General features: G+C 56.1%; 25 protein-coding genes and 1 pseudogene. 18 read left to right on the forward strand and 8 right to left on the reverse strand.

Translation table 11 applies throughout. The features are described 5' to 3' along the window. Positions 1 to 210, forward strand: a 210-nt coding sequence (locus tag ABSG47_RS14955; RefSeq protein WP_424170496.1) for a sigma factor-like helix-turn-helix DNA-binding protein, incomplete at its 5' end; no start/stop codon positions are given. A gap of 64 nt (positions 211 to 274) precedes the next feature. Here the strand turns inward: ABSG47_RS14955 and ABSG47_RS14960 are convergent. Then, on the reverse strand, positions 275 to 553 hold the full coding sequence (locus ABSG47_RS14960) for a hypothetical protein (RefSeq protein WP_424170497.1): 279 nt from the start codon (positions 551 to 553) through the stop codon (positions 275 to 277). On the opposite strand from ABSG47_RS14960, the gene ABSG47_RS14965 reads away from it, so the two are divergent. The 4 genes from ABSG47_RS14965 (at position 553) to ABSG47_RS14980 (ending at position 3,969) form a co-directional block, all read left to right on the forward strand. After that, positions 553 to 747 (forward strand): hypothetical protein, encoded by a 195-nt coding sequence (locus ABSG47_RS14965; protein WP_424170498.1) that lies wholly within the window; start codon positions 553 to 555, stop codon positions 745 to 747. The two genes, ABSG47_RS14960 and ABSG47_RS14965, sit on opposite strands and share 1 nt — an antisense overlap. Before the next feature lie 9 nt (positions 748 to 756). Further along, entirely contained in the window at positions 757 to 1,323 is a 567-nt protein-coding gene (locus ABSG47_RS14970) for a hypothetical protein (protein ID WP_424170499.1), read from the forward strand. Between the two features lie 232 nt (positions 1,324 to 1,555). Then, complete coding sequence (locus tag ABSG47_RS14975; RefSeq protein WP_424170500.1) at positions 1,556 to 2,611, forward strand: phospholipase D-like domain-containing protein; 1,056 nt, start codon at positions 1,556 to 1,558, stop codon at positions 2,609 to 2,611. 212 nt (positions 2,612 to 2,823) lie between these two features. Further along, complete coding sequence (locus ABSG47_RS14980; RefSeq protein WP_424170501.1) at positions 2,824 to 3,969, forward strand: PP2C family protein-serine/threonine phosphatase; 1,146 nt, start codon at positions 2,824 to 2,826, stop codon at positions 3,967 to 3,969. A 6-nt stretch (positions 3,970 to 3,975) separates the two neighbouring features. On the opposite strand, the gene ABSG47_RS14985 is transcribed toward ABSG47_RS14980, so the two are convergent. Next, the gene (locus tag ABSG47_RS14985; RefSeq protein ID WP_424170502.1) at positions 3,976 to 5,766 is read right to left on the reverse strand and encodes an acyl-CoA dehydrogenase FadE; all 1,791 of its coding nucleotides are present in this window, start codon (positions 5,764 to 5,766) and stop codon (positions 3,976 to 3,978) included. 206 nt (positions 5,767 to 5,972) lie between these two features. Between ABSG47_RS14985 and ABSG47_RS14990 the strand changes: the two genes are divergently transcribed. From ABSG47_RS14990 to ABSG47_RS15005, 4 genes are all read left to right on the forward strand, one after another. Beyond that, the gene (locus tag ABSG47_RS14990) at positions 5,973 to 6,908 is read left to right on the forward strand and encodes a hypothetical protein (protein ID WP_424170503.1); all 936 of its coding nucleotides are present in this window, start codon (positions 5,973 to 5,975) and stop codon (positions 6,906 to 6,908) included. Between the two features lie 50 nt (positions 6,909 to 6,958). Continuing rightward, positions 6,959 to 7,519 carry a thioredoxin family protein gene (locus ABSG47_RS14995; RefSeq protein WP_424170504.1) on the forward strand — a complete coding sequence of 187 codons (561 nt, stop codon included), beginning with the start codon at positions 6,959 to 6,961 and terminating at the stop codon, positions 7,517 to 7,519. Between the two features lie 71 nt (positions 7,520 to 7,590). Then, positions 7,591 to 7,830: a ribbon-helix-helix protein, CopG family gene (locus ABSG47_RS15000; protein WP_424170505.1), complete on the forward strand. Its 240-nt coding sequence runs from the start codon at positions 7,591 to 7,593 to the stop codon at positions 7,828 to 7,830. Next, positions 7,824 to 8,189, forward strand: coding sequence for a type II toxin-antitoxin system VapC family toxin (locus ABSG47_RS15005; protein WP_424170506.1), 366 nt, complete (start codon positions 7,824 to 7,826; stop codon positions 8,187 to 8,189). Before ABSG47_RS15000 ends, ABSG47_RS15005 begins: the two co-directional genes overlap by 7 nt. Positions 8,190 to 8,263: 74 nt before the next feature. On the opposite strand, the gene ABSG47_RS15010 is transcribed toward ABSG47_RS15005, so the two are convergent. Further along, complete coding sequence (locus tag ABSG47_RS15010) at positions 8,264 to 8,479, reverse strand: hypothetical protein (RefSeq protein WP_424170507.1); 216 nt, start codon at positions 8,477 to 8,479, stop codon at positions 8,264 to 8,266. Between ABSG47_RS15010 and ABSG47_RS15015 the strand changes: the two genes are divergently transcribed. The 3 genes and pseudogenes from ABSG47_RS15015 (at position 8,450) to ABSG47_RS15025 (ending at position 11,965) form a co-directional block, all read left to right on the forward strand. Beyond that, complete coding sequence (locus tag ABSG47_RS15015) at positions 8,450 to 9,943, forward strand: cellulose synthase family protein (RefSeq protein WP_424170508.1); 1,494 nt, start codon at positions 8,450 to 8,452, stop codon at positions 9,941 to 9,943. The two genes, ABSG47_RS15010 and ABSG47_RS15015, sit on opposite strands and share 30 nt — an antisense overlap. Before the next feature lie 224 nt (positions 9,944 to 10,167). Further along, positions 10,168 to 11,039 (forward strand): annotated as a pseudogene (locus ABSG47_RS15020) (type II restriction endonuclease). Continuing rightward, complete coding sequence (locus tag ABSG47_RS15025; RefSeq protein WP_424170509.1) at positions 11,036 to 11,965, forward strand: DNA adenine methylase; 930 nt, start codon at positions 11,036 to 11,038, stop codon at positions 11,963 to 11,965. The pseudogene ABSG47_RS15020 and the gene ABSG47_RS15025 overlap by 4 nt, the downstream one beginning before the upstream one ends. Positions 11,966 to 12,225: 260 nt before the next feature. On the opposite strand, the gene ABSG47_RS15030 is transcribed toward ABSG47_RS15025, so the two are convergent. Beyond that, the gene (locus ABSG47_RS15030; RefSeq protein WP_424170510.1) at positions 12,226 to 12,444 is read right to left on the reverse strand and encodes an FtsX-like permease family protein; all 219 of its coding nucleotides are present in this window, start codon (positions 12,442 to 12,444) and stop codon (positions 12,226 to 12,228) included. Positions 12,445 to 12,791: 347 nt separating this feature from the next. Here ABSG47_RS15030 and ABSG47_RS15035 point away from each other — a divergent pair, with 347 nt between their 5' ends. The 3 genes from ABSG47_RS15035 to ABSG47_RS15045 all read left to right on the forward strand — a co-directional run bounded on the left by ABSG47_RS15035 (position 12,792) and on the right by ABSG47_RS15045 (position 14,791). Next, positions 12,792 to 13,445 (forward strand): class I SAM-dependent methyltransferase, encoded by a 654-nt coding sequence (locus ABSG47_RS15035; protein WP_424170511.1) that lies wholly within the window; start codon positions 12,792 to 12,794, stop codon positions 13,443 to 13,445. An 86-nt stretch (positions 13,446 to 13,531) separates the two neighbouring features. Then, entirely contained in the window at positions 13,532 to 14,314 is a 783-nt protein-coding gene (locus ABSG47_RS15040; protein ID WP_424170512.1) for a DUF4184 family protein, read from the forward strand. 87 nt (positions 14,315 to 14,401) lie between these two features. Then, positions 14,402 to 14,791: a nuclear transport factor 2 family protein gene (locus ABSG47_RS15045; protein ID WP_424170513.1), complete on the forward strand. Its 390-nt coding sequence runs from the start codon at positions 14,402 to 14,404 to the stop codon at positions 14,789 to 14,791. A 1-nt stretch (position 14,792) separates the two neighbouring features. On the opposite strand, the gene ABSG47_RS15050 is transcribed toward ABSG47_RS15045, so the two are convergent. Further along, positions 14,793 to 15,140 carry a DoxX family protein gene (locus tag ABSG47_RS15050; protein WP_424170514.1) on the reverse strand — a complete coding sequence of 116 codons (348 nt, stop codon included), beginning with the start codon at positions 15,138 to 15,140 and terminating at the stop codon, positions 14,793 to 14,795. Positions 15,141 to 15,241: 101 nt separating this feature from the next. After that, complete coding sequence (locus ABSG47_RS15055) at positions 15,242 to 15,535, reverse strand: hypothetical protein (RefSeq protein WP_424170515.1); 294 nt, start codon at positions 15,533 to 15,535, stop codon at positions 15,242 to 15,244. A 166-nt stretch (positions 15,536 to 15,701) separates the two neighbouring features. Here ABSG47_RS15055 and ABSG47_RS15060 point away from each other — a divergent pair, with 166 nt between their 5' ends. Continuing rightward, positions 15,702 to 16,400, forward strand: a complete 699-nt coding sequence (locus ABSG47_RS15060; RefSeq protein WP_424170516.1) for a hypothetical protein — start codon at positions 15,702 to 15,704, stop codon at positions 16,398 to 16,400. 197 nt (positions 16,401 to 16,597) lie between these two features. Here ABSG47_RS15060 and ABSG47_RS15065 read toward each other — a convergent pair whose 3' ends face one another. Beyond that, a complete protein-coding gene (locus tag ABSG47_RS15065) occupies positions 16,598 to 16,780 on the reverse strand; it encodes a GreA/GreB family elongation factor (protein WP_424170517.1) in 183 nt (60 codons plus the stop codon). Next, entirely contained in the window at positions 16,731 to 17,189 is a 459-nt protein-coding gene (locus ABSG47_RS15070; RefSeq protein WP_424170518.1) for a GreA/GreB family elongation factor, read from the reverse strand. The genes ABSG47_RS15065 and ABSG47_RS15070 overlap by 50 nt, the downstream gene beginning before the upstream one ends. A 446-nt stretch (positions 17,190 to 17,635) precedes the next feature. Between ABSG47_RS15070 and ABSG47_RS15075 the strand changes: the two genes are divergently transcribed. Both ABSG47_RS15075 and ABSG47_RS15080 read left to right on the forward strand, forming a co-directional pair. Next, positions 17,636 to 18,373, forward strand: coding sequence for a TIGR03435 family protein (locus ABSG47_RS15075; protein WP_424170519.1), 738 nt, complete (start codon positions 17,636 to 17,638; stop codon positions 18,371 to 18,373). A gap of 424 nt (positions 18,374 to 18,797) precedes the next feature. Next, positions 18,798 to 19,151: a hypothetical protein gene (locus ABSG47_RS15080; protein ID WP_424170520.1), complete on the forward strand. Its 354-nt coding sequence runs from the start codon at positions 18,798 to 18,800 to the stop codon at positions 19,149 to 19,151. Positions 19,152 to 19,277: the final 126 nt, after the last annotated feature.

A 19,277-nucleotide genomic window follows, 5' to 3' on the forward strand; every position in this document is an offset into this window, starting at 1 on the left:
ATGATCGACACACTCCCTGAAGAACTTCGCCTGCCGCTCATTCTCTCCGCATTTGACGATCTCAACTCGCGCCTCATCGCCGGCATCCTCAACATCCCGGAAGGCACCGTCCGCACACGCCTCCTGCGCGCCCGTCAGCTACTCAAACAAAAACTTGCCGCCCTTGAATCCGTTCCAGACTCGCGACAGAAGGAGCCTAATCATGCCTGACGAACGCGAACTAGACCATCTCATCGACTCCGCACTCTCCACTTATGCCGAGCCTCGCGCAGACCTAGAAGCCCGCGTCCTCGCAAATCTCGCCGCCGGCACAAGCAAGCCTGAGCCCACACGCCGCCGCTGGCTTTCGTGGGCGATCGCTCTGCCCATCGCCGCGTGCATTGTTCTTATGCTCATGCTCTATCCGCGGCACGACCGCATAGAAGAGCCAGTGCATCAAGCCCAGCAAAGCCCCGTCCACAAAACTCCATCGCACAGGCTGCACAGCTTTCAGCACGTCCACACAGACCGCATATCGTCGTTGCTCGCGCCACGCATAGCGCACCCGCGCCATTGCCGAAGCTCGACGTCTTCCCCACGCCGCAGCCACTCTCACCTGAAGAACGAACTTTCGTTCGCTACGTCGCCAACATGTCGGAGTCGGACCGCAAAGCTCTTGCCGCCACCCAAGACCAGCCCATAACACCGCTCGCCATTGCCGCCATCCAGATTCAGCCACTCGCACCGCTCGATAAATCAGAAAACTAAGGAGACCCCATGCGTAAGCACATCCTCACCAGTTACATCCTCTTCGCTGCGCTCGCCGCGCCAGTCATTTCCTATGCACAGGATCAGAAGCCTACAGAATCTGCCGAACCATTTCACTTCTACCACCTCACGCTCACTGTGCAGGAAGTGGACTCCACCAACAAGCCCATCAACAGCCGCTCCTACTCCACAATCATCAGTACTGATAGCAAATCCCCTTACAGTAACTCGATTCGTACAAGTTCGCGTGTACCCGTCGTCTCAGGCACCTTCTCAAGCGGAGAGAAGGTCGCGCAAAGCACGCAGTACACTTACATCGATATCGGTACAAACTTCGACATCCGGGAAGTGAAAGAGCAAGGCCGCCAGTTAGCGCTCCACGTCAAGGCAGACATCAGTTCAAATGGCGGCCTTACGCCCTTGGGCGGCGGCTTAGGGGAGCCGCTTATCCGCCACAACCAGTGGGAATCCCCCATCCTCATCCCCGTCGGTAAACCCACCGTCATCTTCTCTTCCGATGCACTCGAAAGTAAAAACGCGATGCAGGTCGTAGCCACCGTCACACCCATCCAATAGCCAGCGTCAAATCATCCGGCCCGATTCATTGGAATCGGGCCATCGCTTTTGCAGCATCCATCCCACCGAAACGCCCGCCCCACCCCAATCACAATTCATGCAGGCTTCACTCAGCCCACGCGCGCACCCATACCCTGCACCGATAAAATCTGCGAGACCGGAGAAATCGCAAATCCCGGCGCAATCGTTTCTGAGAACGTCCCCCAACTTCCACTCAAAGGGAGATTACGCAATGAGCACCAAGCACACCACTGCCGAGACTGAACATACGAAGAAAGAAGCCACCCATAAAGAACCAACCCATAAAAAGCCCACCACCGGCTCCGCACCCACGACAACAACAAGCACCACCACTTACACGCTCGTCACCATGCCTGACGACGGCCTCACCGCTATCTATAACCTGCTCTCGTCGGCCGCCAAAACCATCGACATGACCATGTACGAGCTAACCGACACGCAGGTCACGACGATCCTCACCACGGCCGCGTCCAAAGGCATCACGGTCCGCGTCATCCTCGACCAGAACAACGAAAAGTCCAGCAACACCGAGGCCTACAACACGCTCACCAAAGGCGGCGTCCAGGTCCACTGGGCCAATCCCGTCTACGCAGTCACGCACCAGAAGACCATCACCGTTGACTCCGCCACCTCCGCCATCATGACCCTCAACCTCACGCCGGAGGACTATCCCACCACGCGCGACTTCGCCGTCATCACCAATGACGCCGCGGACATCGCCGCCATCGAGACCACCTTCGCCGCCGACTTCACCAACGCATCCATCACCCCGCCAACCGGCGACAATCTCGTCTGGTCTCCCACCAACTCACGGGCCTCGATCCTCGGCGTCATCAACAGCGCCACCAAGTCGCTCCTCATCGCGCAGGAAGAAATGTCTGACGCCGGTGTCGAATCCGCCATTGAAGCCGCACTCAAGCGCGGAGTCGCCGTCACCCTCGTGCAGGAAAACATGACCGGCTCCTACACTGCCATCCTGCAAACCTACAAGTCAGACGGCGCGAAAGTCGCCACGTACTCCTCGCGAACGGGCTATTACATCCACGCCAAAGCCTTCCTCGCCGACTACAACACGGCGCAGGCATCGCTCTTCCTTGGCTCGGAAAACTGCACCGCCGCATCGCTGAACTCGAACCGCGAGCTCGGCCTCATCTTCAACGACCCCACCTGCATGACCGGCGTCTACAACGCCATCACCAAGGACTTCAACGGCGGCTCTCAGTCCCTCGTCGTCCCTGCCCATTTCGTCAAGCCAGCCATCGCCTGACAAACACAATCAACCATCCCATCCTCCGCACATTTCTTATGCGAAGGATGGGATACATACAGTTCCTTGCCTTCTATCTATAGCCCTTGTCGCTCTATCTCTTGCCGCTTTGTCCCTCGTTTCCTATACACTCACATCCATCCCCTGCCGGAACATCGGCATTACGGACGCAGTCCGCCTCAGATCCCTGTTCAGATCGGAGACCCAGGAGAATGCCCGACGCACCCGCCGGCTCCGCAAGCTTATGGAGCAATGTCTCACGAAAAAATTTCATCCTCTATCTCATCGCTGCCTTCTTCACCTTTGCCATCATGGGCATTATCAGCGACATCTCCGACCTGGGCCGCACCACTCCTCTGCACTTCACCATCGACGTCTTGCTCTCCGGCCTCTTCGCTGTCTTCTACGTCTTCGCAGGCGTCGTGTTACGCAAAAGGTTCTGGAGATTTTTCGTTCCGATTATTCTCTTTCAGTTCGCTCTCATGACCCTGATCGGCAGATGGATGCCCGACACCAGGCACCTCGATCAGCTCAATCCCGCCGAGACAGCAAGCCTCTCAAAGCGCCTCGGCTTTGATTCCGCCGCCATCGCCATCGCCATTACCATCGGCTACACAGGCTTTGTCACAGCCTTTATCAGCGAAACCCGCCGCCACGTCCGCGTCAACACGGAAAAAGCGGCTCTCGAAAATGAGATGCAGGCTGCGCGGCATGTCCAGCAGCTCATCCTTCCGCAGAGCAATCAGACCTTCGCCGGCTTTCACGTCGATTCCGTATACACGCCTGCACAGCAGGTCGGCGGAGATTTCTTCCAGATACTCTCAGACGGCGCCGGCGGAATTCTCATCGTCATCGGCGACGTGGCAGGCAAAGGCCTTTCCGCTGCCATGCTCGTCTCCATGCTCGTCGGCATCGTCCGCGCCACTGCGGAAGAAACGCATGACCCCGCACGCATTCTGCGCAAGCTTCACGGTCGCCTTCTTGGAAGCGCGGGCGAAGGATTCTCCACCGCGCTCGCCGCGCACATCGCGCTTAACGGCATCGTCACCATCGCCAACGCCGGTCACCTTTCGCCCTATCTCGACGGCAAAGAAATTGATCTCCCCGGAGCGCTACCCCTCGGCGTCACAGGCAGCGGCGATTACCAATCCATTACATTCGCACTCCAGCCCGGCAGCCGCCTCACCTTCTATACAGATGGAGTCGTTGAAGCCCGCAACCAGGCCGGCGAGCTCTTCGGCTTCGATCGCGCCCAGGCCATCTCCGTCAGCACCGCAGCCGCCATCACAAAGCAAGCCATCGACTTCGGCCAGGAAGACGACATCACAGTCGCTACAATCGAACGCCTGCCGGCGTAGTAGTTCTCACAGCGCATAGCGTTCTAAAGCGATACACTCCCTGGCCACCGCGCGGCTCAGCGCCACCGTATCCGCAGGCATGCTCTTTCCCAGCCGCCGCAGAATCGCAAGCTGCGTCCGCAGCTCATCCCCCTCGCCGCAAGCCGCAAGCACGCGCTTCGCAGCTTCATTCGTCACCGCCAGCGCCTCTTCCGCAATCAACCCCGTCATCTGCACAGCCACCTTCGCACCAGCCTTGCCTGCCATCTTCCGTGCTCTTAAAATGCAAGACTCCAGCGCAAACACCTGTGCAATCGCATCTGCCAGGTCCGCCATAATCTCCTGTTGTCCCTCAAGAGCCGCCATATACTTCTGACTCGCCACGCCCGCTGCAAACAGCGTCATCTTCCGCACCGCAGCCAGAATCTCCGCCTCATGCGCCAGCGCGTCATTCGCTCCATCGCTCTCATCAAACGAAGGAGGCTGCATCACCTCATCCATCAGCTTCTTGATCGCAGGCAGCAGCGGAAGCTCCCCCTTCAACGCGCGCTTCATCAACCAGCCCGTCACAATCAGCCGGTTAATCTCATTCGTCCCTTCAAAGATCCGATTGATCCTGGCATCCCTGTAAACGCGCTCCGCCGGATAATCCTCCACATACCCATACCCGCCCATCGTCGCCACCAGCTCATCGGCCACATAGCTCATAGCCTCACTGGCATACACCTTCAGCACCGAGCACTCCACCGCATACTCTTCAATTTTCTTCTGTATTTCTTTTGGCTCTTTTGCCGCGCTCTCCGGCAATCCCGACAAAGCCGCATCAATCATTCCAATCGTTCGGTAAGCCATGCTCTCTGACGCATACAGCCGCGCCGCGCTCGTCGAAATCTTCCTCTGAATCAGCCCAAACTCCGCAATCGCCTTCCCAAACGCCGTCCGCTCCTTCGCATAGCGAACCATCTCACCCAGCGCATACCGCGCTCCGCCCACGCACGCCACGCCCAGCTTGAAGCGCCCCACATTCAGCACGTTGAACGCAATATGATGCCCCTTGCCCGCCTCACCCAGCAGATTCCCCACCGGAACCTTGCAGTCGCTCAGCACCAGCGGACAAGTCGAAGACCCGCGAATCCCCAGCTTGTGCTCCTCGGCGCCAACCGTCACACCCGCAAACGTCCGCTCCACCAAAAACGCCGAAAACTTCTCACCATCAATTTTGGCAAAGACCGTATACAGGTCCGCGATCCCGCAGTTGGTAATCCACATCTTCTCGCCGTTCAGAATGTAGTGCTGCCCGTCCTGGCTCAGCACCGCTTTCGTGCGAACATTCATCGCATCGGAGCCTGACGTCGCCTCGCTCAGCGCATACGCCGCCACCCACTCCGCCGTCGCCAGCTTCGGCAGATACTTCTGCTTCTGCTCCGAGGTCCCAAACCACACAATCGGCAGCGTCCCAATCCCCACATGCGCGCCAAACGCCGTAGAAAAACTCGCCAGCACAGAAAGCTGGTCGGCAATCACCGCCGAGCTGGTCTTATCCATCCCCAGCCCGCCATACTCTTCAGGAATATCGCTAGCCAGAAATCCCAACTCGCCGGCCTTTTCCAGCAACCCCCGCACCGCGCCCGGCTCCTTCGCCTCCACAGCCTCAGTCGCCGGCATAATCTCTTCCTTGGCAAACTTCGCCGCCGTCGCCGCAATCTGCCTGTGCTCCTCGGTAAAATCCTCCGGAGTAAACACCTCTTCCGGCCTGCGATCTTCAATCAAAAAACTACCGCCCGCGGCAGCAACAGGAAGGCTGGTTAACGTAGACATAAGCGCAACATACTCCTCAATGCCTCAAACACTACGCCACCCGCACCATCTACGACAACTGTAAGACCCACCCATCCACGCCGCTCCCACCGCCAACAAATCTGTGGCTTTCCATGCGACCGTCTTGCTATCATGCTCCCCGTCCCCCCACGGAGGCATGGATGCACGGCTTGTTCTTCCTTGAAACGCGGAAGAATCGTTTCTCATTGTCAGCTCTTTTCTCTCTTGCTTTGGTCATATCTCTCAACGCGCAGGCACCCGCAACTCAGCCAGCATCCCCAGACGCCGATCACCTGCCGTCCGTCTCGGCCAAAATCAGCTCATTGGCTCATCACCTGCTCGCCGCAGGGCTCAGCGCAAATGCACTCGGAGGCGACGGCCTCAAGCCCTGGCACATCAAGATCGACTACACCCTGGCGCCGGGCGATACAGGTCATCCCAAACCCGTCACCGGAACGTTCGAAGAGTGGCACACCGGCCCATACCAGTGGCGCCGCAACTTCACCGGCTCCATGCAGGGAACCAACGGCTCCGAGTGGAGCGTCTCCAAGCTGGAGCGCTACGAGACAAAAAATGAGCAGCACTATTTAGGCCGCCGCCTTATCACCCTGCGCGTCGCGCGCCCGGTCATCGACCCGCTCTATCAATCCGTCAACATTCAGCCGGACTATCTAATGGACGCCTCGCGGGTCAAGCTTGATCCGCTCGTCCTCACCTGCATCTCGGTCGCAAACGCGCACCAGTACGCCGAAGAAACCGATCCGGACTGGCTCTTTCCCACCATGTGCTTCGACACCGACATGCACCTGCGTGTCATCAACTCCGGCGACACAGCCGTACAGTTCGACGACATTCAGCCCTTCCAGAACCGCGCCGTAGCCCGCCACGTCAAAGTCCTCGACCACGGCGCCACCATCGCCGAAATGAAAGTCACGCTCCTCGAATCATGGGACGGCGGCGCAACCTCTGACCTCATGAAGCCCGCGCAGGACGCCGTCCTCGAGCCCTTCAAGCGCGAACCCGGAATGCCTCACCCCGTCCCCGTCTATGAGGTAGGAGCCCACGTTCCCACCACGGCAGGACAACTCCCACCCCGTGGGTTAGCTACGATAAGCATCCTCATCCAAAAGACGGCAGCGTAAAAATCGATCCCTTCCAGGCCGGATTCATGTCCGGATCCGTGCAGAATATTATGGACGCGATCAAAAACGCCATCAGTCAGTGGAAGTACAAGCCCTACATCGTCGATGGCCAGCCCGTCGAGGTTGGATACTCCGTTGCCTATATAGTCGACGGCAAGCCCTTCGTTCCCTCCTACAATCGTCCCGCGCCTCCCACCAGCTCCGGCCCCGACGACTACTCCAGCGTCTACGACTACAAGCGCAACCCCGCCGAAGACCTCGAAAAAGCCAAAGCCGATGCCGCCAAAGCCCACAAGCGCATCCTCATGGAAGTAGGCGGAACCTGGTGTTCCTGGTGTACCGTAATGGACCGCTTCTACGCCGAGCATCCAGCCGTCCGCCAACTGCGTGACGACAACTTCGTCCTGCTCAAGGTCAATATGAGCGCCAAGAACGAAAACGCTACCTTCCTCGGCCAATACCCAAAAATTCCCGGCTACCCCTGGATCTTTATCCTCGACGCCGACGGCAAGCTGGTCACCTCGAAGAATACCAATGAGTTGGAAGGACCAGGAAGCACCTACAGCGACAAGCGCTTCAGCGACTTCTTGACAAGCGCCAAAGGTCAATAGCGAGACCGGTCCCGTTGCAACCGGCATCGTGCAACTCGCAATTCCATACGGCTTCGCAAATGATATATGATATGTATATCCGATCTATGCGCATCCTCACCGAAATCCCGGACCAGCAACTCACCGATCTGGCCGACATATGCTCCGCCCGCAACCTATCCCGCGCAGAAGCCATCCGCCAGGCTGTCGATGCCTACATCGAGCGCAACCGTCCCGCCCGCGAAGCCGCCTTCGGCCTCTGGCAGAACGCGCACAATAAGCTGCCAAAAGACGGCCTGAAATACCAGGAACGCCTGCGGAGCGAATGGTGAAGGCTGTCCTAGACACCAACATCCTCATCGATTATCTGAACGGTCGTCCCGCCGCCCAACAGGAACTCGCCCGCTACACGCACCCCGCCATCAGCGTCATCACCTGGATGGAGGTCATGGCCGGGACCACGTCCAAAACCGAGCAAGCCACCCGCTCATTTCTCTCCGGCTTCGACCTTCTCGAAATCGACGCCGCCACCGCGGAACAAGCTGTCAGTCTCCGCCGCGCACATCGCATCAAGCTGCCGGACGCCATCGTCTGGGCCACCGCCAAGGTCCATCAGTCCCTACTGGTCACACGCAACAGCCGCGACTTCGACCCATCCGACCCTGGCGTGCGAATCCCATACGTGGTTTAAGCGCAATCTCCGCACCCCACCGTCGCTTACAATACCCCATAGTCCGCCCGGAGGTTTCCGTCCTGTTCGCCGCGCTAGCCAGCCACATCCAATCCGGCCTCCCGCACATCGCCCGTCTGGCAGCCTTCGCGCTCGCGCCGCAGAACAGCCTCTCGCAAACCCTCCATCACTGGCGCAACCAGTGGGCTGACACCACCTTCAACAACCTCTACCGCTGGAACACCTTTGACGCCGCGCTCCTCATCCCCTACTTCGCCGTAATGATCATCCTCGCCATCTACGGCCTGCACCGTTACACCCTCGTCTACCTCTATTACCGCTACCGCAAGAACTACAATCCCAATCCGCCCCAGCACTTCGCCGAGCTGCCCCGCGTCACCATCCAGCTCCCCATGTACAACGAGCAGTTCGTCATCGACCGCCTCATCGAATCCGTCTGCGCCATCGACTACCCGCGCGACCGCCTCGAAATCCAGGTCCTCGATGACTCTACCGACGAAACCCAGCAGGTCGCCGCGGAAATCGTCGATCGCTACGCCGCCTTGGGGCACCCAATCGTCTATATCCACCGCACCAACCGCCACGGCTTCAAGGCCGGCGCGCTCGATGAAGGCCTCCTCGTCGCCCAGGGCGAATTCGTCGCCATCTTCGACGCGGATTTCGTCCCGCCACCCGACTGGCTCATGCGCGTCGTCCATCACTTCGCCGAACCCGGCATCGGCATGGTACAGACCCGCTGGACGCATCTCAACCGCGACTACTCCATGCTCACCCAGATCGAAGCCATCCTCCTCGATGGACACTTCGTCCTGGAGCATGGCGCACGCTCACGCTCCGGTGACTTCTTCAACTTCAACGGCACCGCCGGCATGTGGCGCCGTCAGGCCATCACAGACGCAGGCGGCTGGCAGCATGACACCCTCACCGAAGACACCGACCTCAGCTACCGCTCTCAACTCGCCGGCTGGAAGTTCAAATACCTGCCAGACATCGAGTGCCCCGCCGAGCTTCCCATCGAAATGACCGCCTTCAAAACCCAGCAGGCGCGCTGGGCCAAAGGCCTCATCCAGTGCAGCAAAAAGTGCCTCCCCCTCATCTGGAAATCGCACATCCCACGCAAGCAGAAGATTGAAGCCATCTACCACCTCACGGCCAATCTATCCTACCCGCTCATGGTCGTCATGACGGCGCTCATCGTTCCCGTCACCATCATCAAGTCGCTGCAGGGCTGGTTCCAGATGCTCATCATCGACCTGCCGCTCTTCACCGCCTCCACGCTTTCCATCGCGACGTTCTATCTAGTCAGCCAGCGCGTCCTCTTCCCTAAAACCTGGAAGAAGACCTTCCTCTATCTTCCCGGCCTCATGGCCCTCGGCATCGGCCTCACCGTCACCAACACCAAGGCCGTCATGGAAGCCCTCTTAGGCATCCAATCCGCCTTCGCCCGCACGCCGAAATATCGCGTCGCCGCCAAAGGCGAAAAATCCGAGAGATCCGCCGCCGCCAAAAAGTACCGCAAGCGCCTCAACGTCATCCCCTGGATCGAGCTGGCCCTGGGCGCATTCTTCGCCTGGGCCGTCTACTACAACCTCGTCCGCGGCAACTTCTTCACCCCGCCATTCCTGCTCATCTTCGTAGGCGGCTACTGGTACACAGGCCTGATGAGCCTCCTGCAAGGCCGCTTCGACCGCTGGCGCACCGGCGGCGCAAACACCGAAGAATCCAGCCCCAAACCCTTCCCCGTCGGCGTCTAGGCAACCCGGAGCTTTGCTTATCCATAAATTGTCTCGGAACTTTCCCTTTATGAAACATGGGCAGGCTATGCGGTTCTTTCCCGCCCCAGAAGTAACGCTTAGTATTATGATGGCCTGAGATTTGCGATGAAGACTGGTAACAATGATCTTGTCTTATCGGCAAACAAGTGATCTAAACAGGTTGAACTTCTAAGCGCAAACAAACCATGAGGCCCCGTTAAACTATGCTGCCTGATGAATTTCTGGCGAGACTGCAAAATCACACAACCTCCTTCGCGAAAGCGGTCGCGACAAACGAGGGAGAGTGGATCATCAAGGGGTTCATTGACATTTATCGTCGCATCTACACCATTTCCGTCGATACCAAAATCACGTCGAAAGTCTTAGAGCTTCTACTGTTCCCGATGTTCGTAGAGTTTGCTAAAAGCAACGGCCTAAGAATTGAACTTTCTCCGCATCAGAATTTCTATCCTGATTTGACTTTTATCCACGACGACTCGGGCCGGAAATTCGCCGTTGATATCAAGAGCACATACAGGATCGATGGAGCGAACGTGAATGGAATGACTCTTGGCGCGTTCACCGGATATTTTCGAAAGCGGGACAGCAACAAGAATACTCATACCCTTACGGGCAATATTCGGGTCTCTTCGTCTTGGGCGTCGTGTATTCGAAAAACATTGACGCTGTAGACGAGCGGAAAATGTTCACACTTGACGATCTTGAACACATCCCTTCGGTGATTAGGCATTTCGAGTTCTTCATGCAGCCAAAGTATCGGCTTGCCTCCTCGCGACCTGGAAGCGGCAACACGAAAAATATAGGCTCAGTCACAAAAATCGATCAACTGATTGCAGGAACTGGACCTTTTGAAAAATTAGGCGAGGAAGTCTATGACGACTATTGGATGTTTTATCTAACCGGGGACATGGCACGAGCGCTCGAAATCGCGAGGCCTTACACGAACCTAAAGAGCTACCTGGCTTATAAGGCGAGAGGAGTTGATACGCTCCGCGCGCATGAAGAAGAGATCGCCGAGTTCGGTGACGATGATTCGGCAAGTGGTGAAGAAGAAAATGGAGAGGACACCGAATGAGCGCTCCTCCGTTGGTTCCCCCTATTAAATGCCGAGGTATCAAGACAAAGCTGGTAGCAGATATTCGCGGATTAGTACGTGGTCGAAAATTTGAACGTTGGGTTGAGCCATTCTGCGGGTCGTGTGTTGTGCCTCTGAACCTCCAGCCCCGCAAAGCGTTGCTCTGTGATTCAAATGTGCACATAGTGAACTTTTATCGCGACATTCAGCATCGCAAGATCGGCGGTGCTAGTGTGAGAGAATTCCTGAGCGAACAAGGTGCGCTGTTAAGTGCAAGGGGAGAAGACTATTTTTACGAAGTGCGCGAGCGATTCAATTCGACTCCTAACTCCCTCGACTTTTTATTTTTGAACAGATCTTGCTTTAACGGAGTGATGAGATTCAACAAGAAGGGGCGCTTTAACGTCCCATTTTGCCGAAAGCCGGATCGTTTCGCAGCTGCGTATATCACTAAAATCTCTAACCAAGTAGCGACCATTGGCGTGGTGATCTCCCAGTTGGATTGGGAGTTCCGCGTGTCGGGGTTCAAAGAAGCTCTAGCTGAAGTGACGGACAGTGATCTCGTCTATGCCGATCCACCCTATGCCGGAAGGCATGTTGATTATTTCAACAGCTGGTCATCGGAAGACGAAGATGCGCTTGGAGAACGGCTCACAAGCCTCCCGTGCAGATTCATCCTTTCGACTTGGCACAGCAACGAATTCCGATCAAATTTAGCAATAGAAAAGAAGTGGCGGCAAAAGTCATTTCACATCTTCACAAAAGAACACTTCTACCACGTCGGCTCTAGTGAAGACCTGAGACACCCAATGATAGAAGCGCTCGTTACGAACTTCTCGGCACAGCATCACACAACCCGAGAAGCACCGGCACAAACACAAATAAGCCTACCGCTTGACGGCGATCTACTTCAAAAGGCTGGTTGAGTGCTGGCTAACAAAAATGCTGAGAACTCTCATCAGATGATCCTTAGCGCAGGGCAAAAAATGTCCCGAAACCTACCCTATCCGAGACGGCAAATTCTGTTGCCCCCCGCAAGCTCTCCCACGCATCGAAGTCATCCTGAACGTAGCCGTCTTTCAGGTGGAGTGAAGGACCTGTTTTTGCCTTTTCTGTAACTTGCCACCTGCAACCCGAACCAAGCCGAATATAAACAGCTTTCCATCTGTCCCTTGCTCCCTGCTTTTTACTCACACCGAATCGCCTTCACCAGATCGAGCCGTGTAGTCCTCCGCGCCGGCAGCCAGCAGGCAAACACGCCCACCAGCGCCAGTATCCCCGCCACCACCGAAAAGATCATCCATTGCTGCTGCATCCCGCCCTGCGGCAGTTGAGCCATCAGCTTCGCCAGCGCCATCGCCGCGCCCAGTCCCACCAGCAGACCCGCGCCCACCTGCAGCAACACCCAACAGTCCAAAATCAATCGCAGAGTGCAAGAACGACGTTTAGATGACAATCGGCTAACTTTTAGATGACATCAATCGCATCACAATAAGGCTAGGATCAGTTTTATGAGACAAAGCTTTGCCTGGAAATGCCCTATGAAATGTGGATTGATATAGCTCGTCCTCGGGACGGCCGCAGTCAGCGTTTGCAGTTCAGCACACGCTCAGAGCCCGCTCGCCATATCCGGCGGCGAAACGGGAGCAACAACCGCGTCCCAGGCAATCCCAAATCATGGACTCCCGCCTGACGGTAGCCGCAAAGCAATTCCAGGGTCGTTGGCACAAGAGAAAGGATTAACCGGCCAAGATGGATTTGTTCACCATTCGTAAGCTCTTCTTTGCCATCTTCCGGCGCCGGCGGATGAGGCGTTTTTATGCGACTCTTCGGCCCACGCAGCAGACCCGGCTGCTCGATATTGGGGGCGACCCGCACACGTGGATTTTCGAGTCTCGCTTTTGCGAGCCGCTTCCGGTCACGCTGGTCAATCGGCAATTTCCCAACCCGGCCGCGTACAACAACAGCCGCTTTACCGCGGTTGAGGCTGACGCAATTGATCTCCCCTTTGCAAATCGGAGCTTCGACATTGCGTATTCAAACTCCGTCATCGAACACTTGACTACGTGGGAACGCCAGCAGGTCTTCGCCTCCGAGGCCAGCCGTGTCGCCAGCAATCTCTGGATACAAACTCCGGCGCGCCACTTTCCCATCGAGCCGCACGTCCTCGCTCCCTTCTTTCAATATCTTCCCAAGCGCCTGCAGATTCGTCTTGCGCGCCATTTCACTCTCTGGGGTCTGCTATCAAAGCCCAGCCCGGCCGATATAGAGGAGTCGATCTCGGAAGTGCGGCTGCTGACTCTGCGGGAAATGAAGAAGCTGTTTCCGGATTGCATAATCCTCAAAGAACGCGTGCTCGGCCTGACCAAAAGCTATGTCGCGGTGCGCGCTCTAAAGCAAAGCTAAGATTGCACATCGCGGAGACCTGTACCAATGCGCAGTTGGCCAGGCCTGTCCCTGTTTCTCAACCCTCAAGCCTCATAATCAAACAAGTGCCCTTCACCTTATCCCATGCCGCGGCCGCGCTCCCGTTCCGGCGCACGCGCCTCATCTTTTCAGCCGTAGTCTTCGGCTCGTTCGCTCCGGATTTTGAATACTTCATCCGCTTTGGCCCCTGGGGGAAATTCGGCCACTCGACGTTAGGCATCTTCGTCTTCGATCTCCCCGCTTCGCTCATCATGCTCTGGCTCTTTCACAGGTATGCCAAGGAACCGCTCTGGGCATGGCTTCCGGAGCGCGTTCGTCAAAGAGTCGCACTCGGTCCGCGCACCTTGCCGCTCAAAAGTATTGGCCAGATCGCACTCGTTCTCGTCTCCATCCTCATCGGAGTCATCACGCATATCTTCTGGGACTCAGTCACACATTCCTACTATTGGCCGTACTATCACTGGCCTCTTCTCAGCTACACGATTCAGTTGCCGCTCCTCGGTCCCACGCTGTACTTCAAGTTCTTCCAGATCGCCAGCACCTTCCTCGGCGCACTCGTGCTTCTCTTGTGGTTTGTGTTTTGGTATCGCGCCGCCACTCCCATCCCGCGGCAAAACAATCCAGGCTACAGACACAGCGAACGAGCAAGCCTTTTGGTTACATCCGCAATCGCAATCGTTGCAGGGGCCATTCGCGGATGGACCGGCATGAGAAGCGCTGTCAACTTCAACCCGCTCGCAGTCTTCCTCGCGGAAGCCGTCATCACCACCATGAGCATCTTTTGGCTTGAGGTCGTGATCTACGGAATCCTGCGCGACATACGGAGCCGGCGCACACAGACTGCGTGATCGCTGCGATTGCGCGCAAAATAGAAATCCTTGCCATGTCAATAGGTGCAAAATGATGGAAGCTGAAATCTCGGCAAGGAGCAATCCATGCAAGACGAACAGATCCGGCAAGCCCTCAATGCACATTGGCACGCATCCGCAAGCGGAGATCTCAATGCGGAGCACGAAATCTACGACGACAATTCGATATGCGATTATCCCCAGTCCGGCGAGCGAATCCTCGGCAGGAGCAACTTGCAGGCCTTGCGGAGCCATCATCCCGGCAAGCCGTCCGGCTTCAACGTCCGGCGAATCCTCGGAAATGGCGATCTTTGGATCACCGAATACACCATCACTTACCAGGGCAAACCAATGTATACGGTGAGCGTGATGGAGTTCCACAACGGCAAGGTCGTGCACGAGACACAGTACTTCTCCGATCCCTTCGAGGCTCCCGCCTGGCGCAGCCAATGGGTTCAACATGCGCCGCGGCCTTGATTCAGTGAGCCTTCAAATCTCTCTCGCGTTTCAAGAACATCAAGGCCCAGACAATAAGCGCGAACTGCAGCGGAATGCGCGCCCAGAGAATCCAGACAGGGACTTCGGGAAATCGCCCGGCATGCGTCAGCATGAACAGGTGAACGTCAAAATACACCATCAGCATAAGAACAATTCCTGCTGCTGAAAAGCGTCGTGTAGCCGGCACCAGCAGCCCAATCCCACCAAAAATCTCTGCCGCTCCGCTTGCAAGCACCAGTGCTTCAGGATGTGCATAGTGGTCAGGCATGATATGCACATAAAATCCCGTATGCCAGAAATGGTTGATACCGCCCAGAACATAAAGCAATGCCTGCGCTATCAGGGACACGTGGTAGAGACGCATACATCATCGGATGCAGATTTCAATCGCCATGAAACGGCAACCACACAACAACCGCAACGGGCGCTTTACTTGAACAAGGCCGGAGTTACACGGGAACACTCCGCCACCTTCCCAAAAGCGCGTTTATCGGGAGTGATCTGCCGCATGTAGACAAACTGCCGCACGATGTGACTCAGCGCCATCACAAGAGCCAGCTCTGCTATCGTGCTGTCATGCTCTCCCTTGCGGTGCTTCAGTTCCCGAGACATTACGGCAAAGAAGACTTCGTTATCATCCCCGTCATTCTGCTCGTCGTGGTCGGCGTAAACTTTCTGGACAAGAAAACCCGTCGTAAACGCTAGTTTCGGGTTGAACGCCATGCCGAGGCGGATCTTACTGTGATGCGCCAGGTATGTTTGTTGCCGTCGGCAACTTCCGCTCAGGGCGTTTCTCAGGACTTATGCTGTACGTGACTTCTCTGGAGGAGAAATGAGTCCTTCTCGTGTCCGTTCGTTCGCATGTTTTCTGACTTTCGCTGCAGTCAGTTTGTTGGCACACGCTCAGACCTCCATACCTTACGTTGGCTGCTCCGGAGACGGCCAGACTGGTCCGTATGCAGCAGCGAAAGGCTCACCCAAACCCGTCAATCTACCGCTCGCGATGGCTGACCAACTGGCATGGTATGAGTACAACGGTGATGCAGGGCACTTCGGCACACTTGGCCCGCGAGGCTGGAATTGCTTCGCAACAATCGGTTCAAATGGGTGGACTCTGTACGTCGCTCCCGAACCATTGGACAGTGCCAAGCTGCTTGAACACAAGAACTGGAAGGGTTTTACGGGGCCAGCCATTCAACTTTCCGGCTCCGACGGTGGGACGTCAGGTCGCTTCGAGGTGGCACAGGTGGTAGCACGTGTCTTTCCAGCGCATCGCGACTATGCTCGCGGAATCATCAAGGAGGGCTTCGGTCCCGCCTCAGACTATCCGTTCGGCCCTTTTCCCTCCGACCACCTCACCTACAAAGGTAAGGAACTCGTCGAGTTCACGACTCCTGCACATCGAAAGGGACTTGGCACGATGTCGTGGCTTCTGCCGTCAGAAAAGCCCATCACAGGCTTCGCCCTTCTCAGCATCGGCCCTAACGTCGACACTGAGCTTCTACACTTAAGTTTCCGTCTCCCGCCCTCGCTCTCCTCTCTCGGTGCGACCCTCATCCAGCAAGCCGAAGTGGATGGCTCAAAGTAGCTTTCTGAAACGATCAGTCCCGTGAAGTCGGCGTATCGTCAGTAATCAGTCTCTTTCCCGCAAAACGGCATTTCCGGACGTTTCGGATCGTAGTGTCCGAAAACCATGACTTTTCGGGAGCGTCTGTCGTGATGACGAGAAGCGCGTTTATGAGGAGTCATTTCGTTTCGTGTAACACGCCAGGCATCGATTCCGCTCTATGACTGTTTTGCAGCGGCATAGGATCCCGGAGGTTCACGGAAGGGTTCAACATCAATGCGCTCGTAACGCACCTCCAGTATCGTCAGGCGCTCTTTGCCGCCCGGTGCTTCGAGAACCACGCTGTCCCCCTCAGACGACCGCATTAACGCGCGGCCCAGAGGGTGACACCCAACTGACATGGTTGCGGTCGAGGTCGACCTCGTCGGTGCCGACGATGCTCACCTCTCGCTCCACTCCTGCGGCATTGGTATAGAGCACCGTTGCACCGAAATATGCCTTCGTCGCCCGCAGGCCCGATCTCGGAGCTTCCGGATCCATTACTTCTGCAGCTTCGATCCGCTTTGAGAGAAGGCGAATCCGCCCATCGATCTGCCGCAGCCGACGTTTGGCGTACTGATAATCGGCGTTTTCACTGCGATCGCCATTGCTGGCAGCCCACGCTACGACCTCCGCCACAGCCGGGCGGTCCTTGATGAGCAGAAACCGATGCTCCTCTTTCAGGCGCTTAAGTCCGCCGGGGGTGATGTAGTTCTTGGCTTGCACTGCCGGCGAGTCATCTTGTGGTCTTCTGGTAAAGCCTTTACGCATTTCGTATTATTCCATCGCAAAATCGAGCAGGTTCTCCCAATGACAACGGATGACGGCCACTGTGAGAGATAGTAAGCGGGTACCTTCTCATGACACCGGCCTCATCGCGGCATGAGTGGGATGGCGTTGCGTCCAGGAACGGCGTTTATCAGGACTGATCCGCACAGTTTCGGAAAACGCCGTTTTGCGGGCGAAACAAATACTTAGCTGAAACGGTGACCTCGCTGGGTACAAGCCGTCTCTGTCGTTATCGCCGAGCGAAAGAGCTTGCCGTACGTCTCTTAAATGAACAATAGGAACAAATCGCTTTAACCTCGGAGCCTCTCACTATGACCAAGCCGGTCGGAGTCTCACTTAGCTCAAACAAACTGCTACCAAAACTGATAACTTCCGCAGTCCGCGCGAGTCTCGTTGGCCTCTGCTTCTGTCAAATAGGGTATTCCCAAGTGAATCCCGAGGCATCCCAAATGCCTAGTCCAGGTGGCGCCGTACAAGCCCCCGCCTTTGATGTCTCGACTGTAAAACCAAGTCAGAGTTCAAGAGGAGCCTCGCTGTGGCCAACACCAGACGGGTACATTGCGAACGGCATCACACTCCGCCAATTGGTCCAGGTTGCTTACCGTTTCTTCAATAAGCAGTTTGTAATCGGCGGTCCGGCCTGGGTCGACACTGACAAATTCGACTTCGAAGCAAAGTTCGATGCTTCTCACATCACCAGCACGAAACCTCTAACTGATCGGCAACGCACTGAACTGCTTCAACCCGTTTTGGCCGAACGCTTTCAGCTCAAACTACACAAAGACAAGAAGGCATTTCCCGTTTATAACCTCCTCCCAGCGAAGGGCGGCCTAAAAGTGAGGGCTTCGCTTAAGCCGGCTGGCACCGAGTGCACGATTATGGGCGGGCAGGGGGTTGATGTGGTCGTGAGCTGCACTATGGAAGAGTTCGCAGAGCACATGTGGTACCCGACAGGTCGTACCGTGATAGATAAAACCGGCCTGACAGATCGGTATGATTTCGAACTCCACTGGACGCCAGACGATACGCCACCCAACTCTCCCAACGCGGACAGCCCGTCTATCTTTACGGCCGTTCAAGAGCAACTGGGACTCCGACTAGAACCAGGAACAGCCCCCCTCGATGTTCTCATTGTTGATTCAGCTGAAGAGCCCACCCCCAATTGAAGCCCAGCCTGACTGGTTTGCGAAGTCAGGCATCGCGTCCAGCTACGCACGACAATTCCGGTTGGCGTGGTTTGGCCCTAGCGACAGCAGTCGTGCAGCAACGTTCCTCGAAAGTCGGCTTATCGGCAGCAACGCGCAGAATAGCCGAAGTATGGCGTTCCGTTTCACAATCACATCAGACCTGCCTTTCCCCTTGGTCCCTGCTTTCTTGTCAAGAGGCAAACCCAAAACTATTTTTTAACCCACTCATTCTAAAGGCTAAAAAACGGTAAGAACATACTTGACGGAATGCGGAGGAAAATAGGAAGAAAATTTCAACCACCGCGAAACGATTGATGAGCATGCTACACTTTCCTTCCACGAGAATTTATGAAGAAATTGCCTTGTAGGAGAAAATTACCTATAAGAGTGGGGATTTGGGGTCATGAGGATTCCCAAGACCAAGGGATTTGTTGATGCCCATGAGCTTTCGACCCATTTTGGCGATCACGGAAGCGACTTTTCTGCCCCTGACGCCTCAAATTATGAGGCGCAGGCTGATGAATTTTTATCGAAACCGAAATCTGCCGATATGATGGAGTGTTTCAGATCAAAGGGCGATATGGTGCGTTTTGACAAAATCACTCTGGAGTACGGTGTGATATCCAAAGACGGAATCATCCGTACCTACTACAAACCAAAGAAGTGCTCGGATTTACCGTCGGGAGAAAGGAGGGTTAGATGTCACAGGCTTTCAACTCACTTGGAATACGCCATATCGACCTGCTCAAAACATTGAGCAGTCCCTACCCCTGCCCAGTCTGCGGATATGGCCTGAGAAGTCCTGCAGAGGATTTCACCATTTGCCCTTCTTGTGGAATCGAGTTCGGATACAGTGATGAAGGAGTGTCACATGCGGAATTAA

It is taken from the genome of Occallatibacter sp. (assembly GCF_049510455.1).
In the GTDB taxonomy this organism is placed as follows: domain Bacteria; phylum Acidobacteriota; class Terriglobia; order Terriglobales; family Acidobacteriaceae; genus Telmatobacter.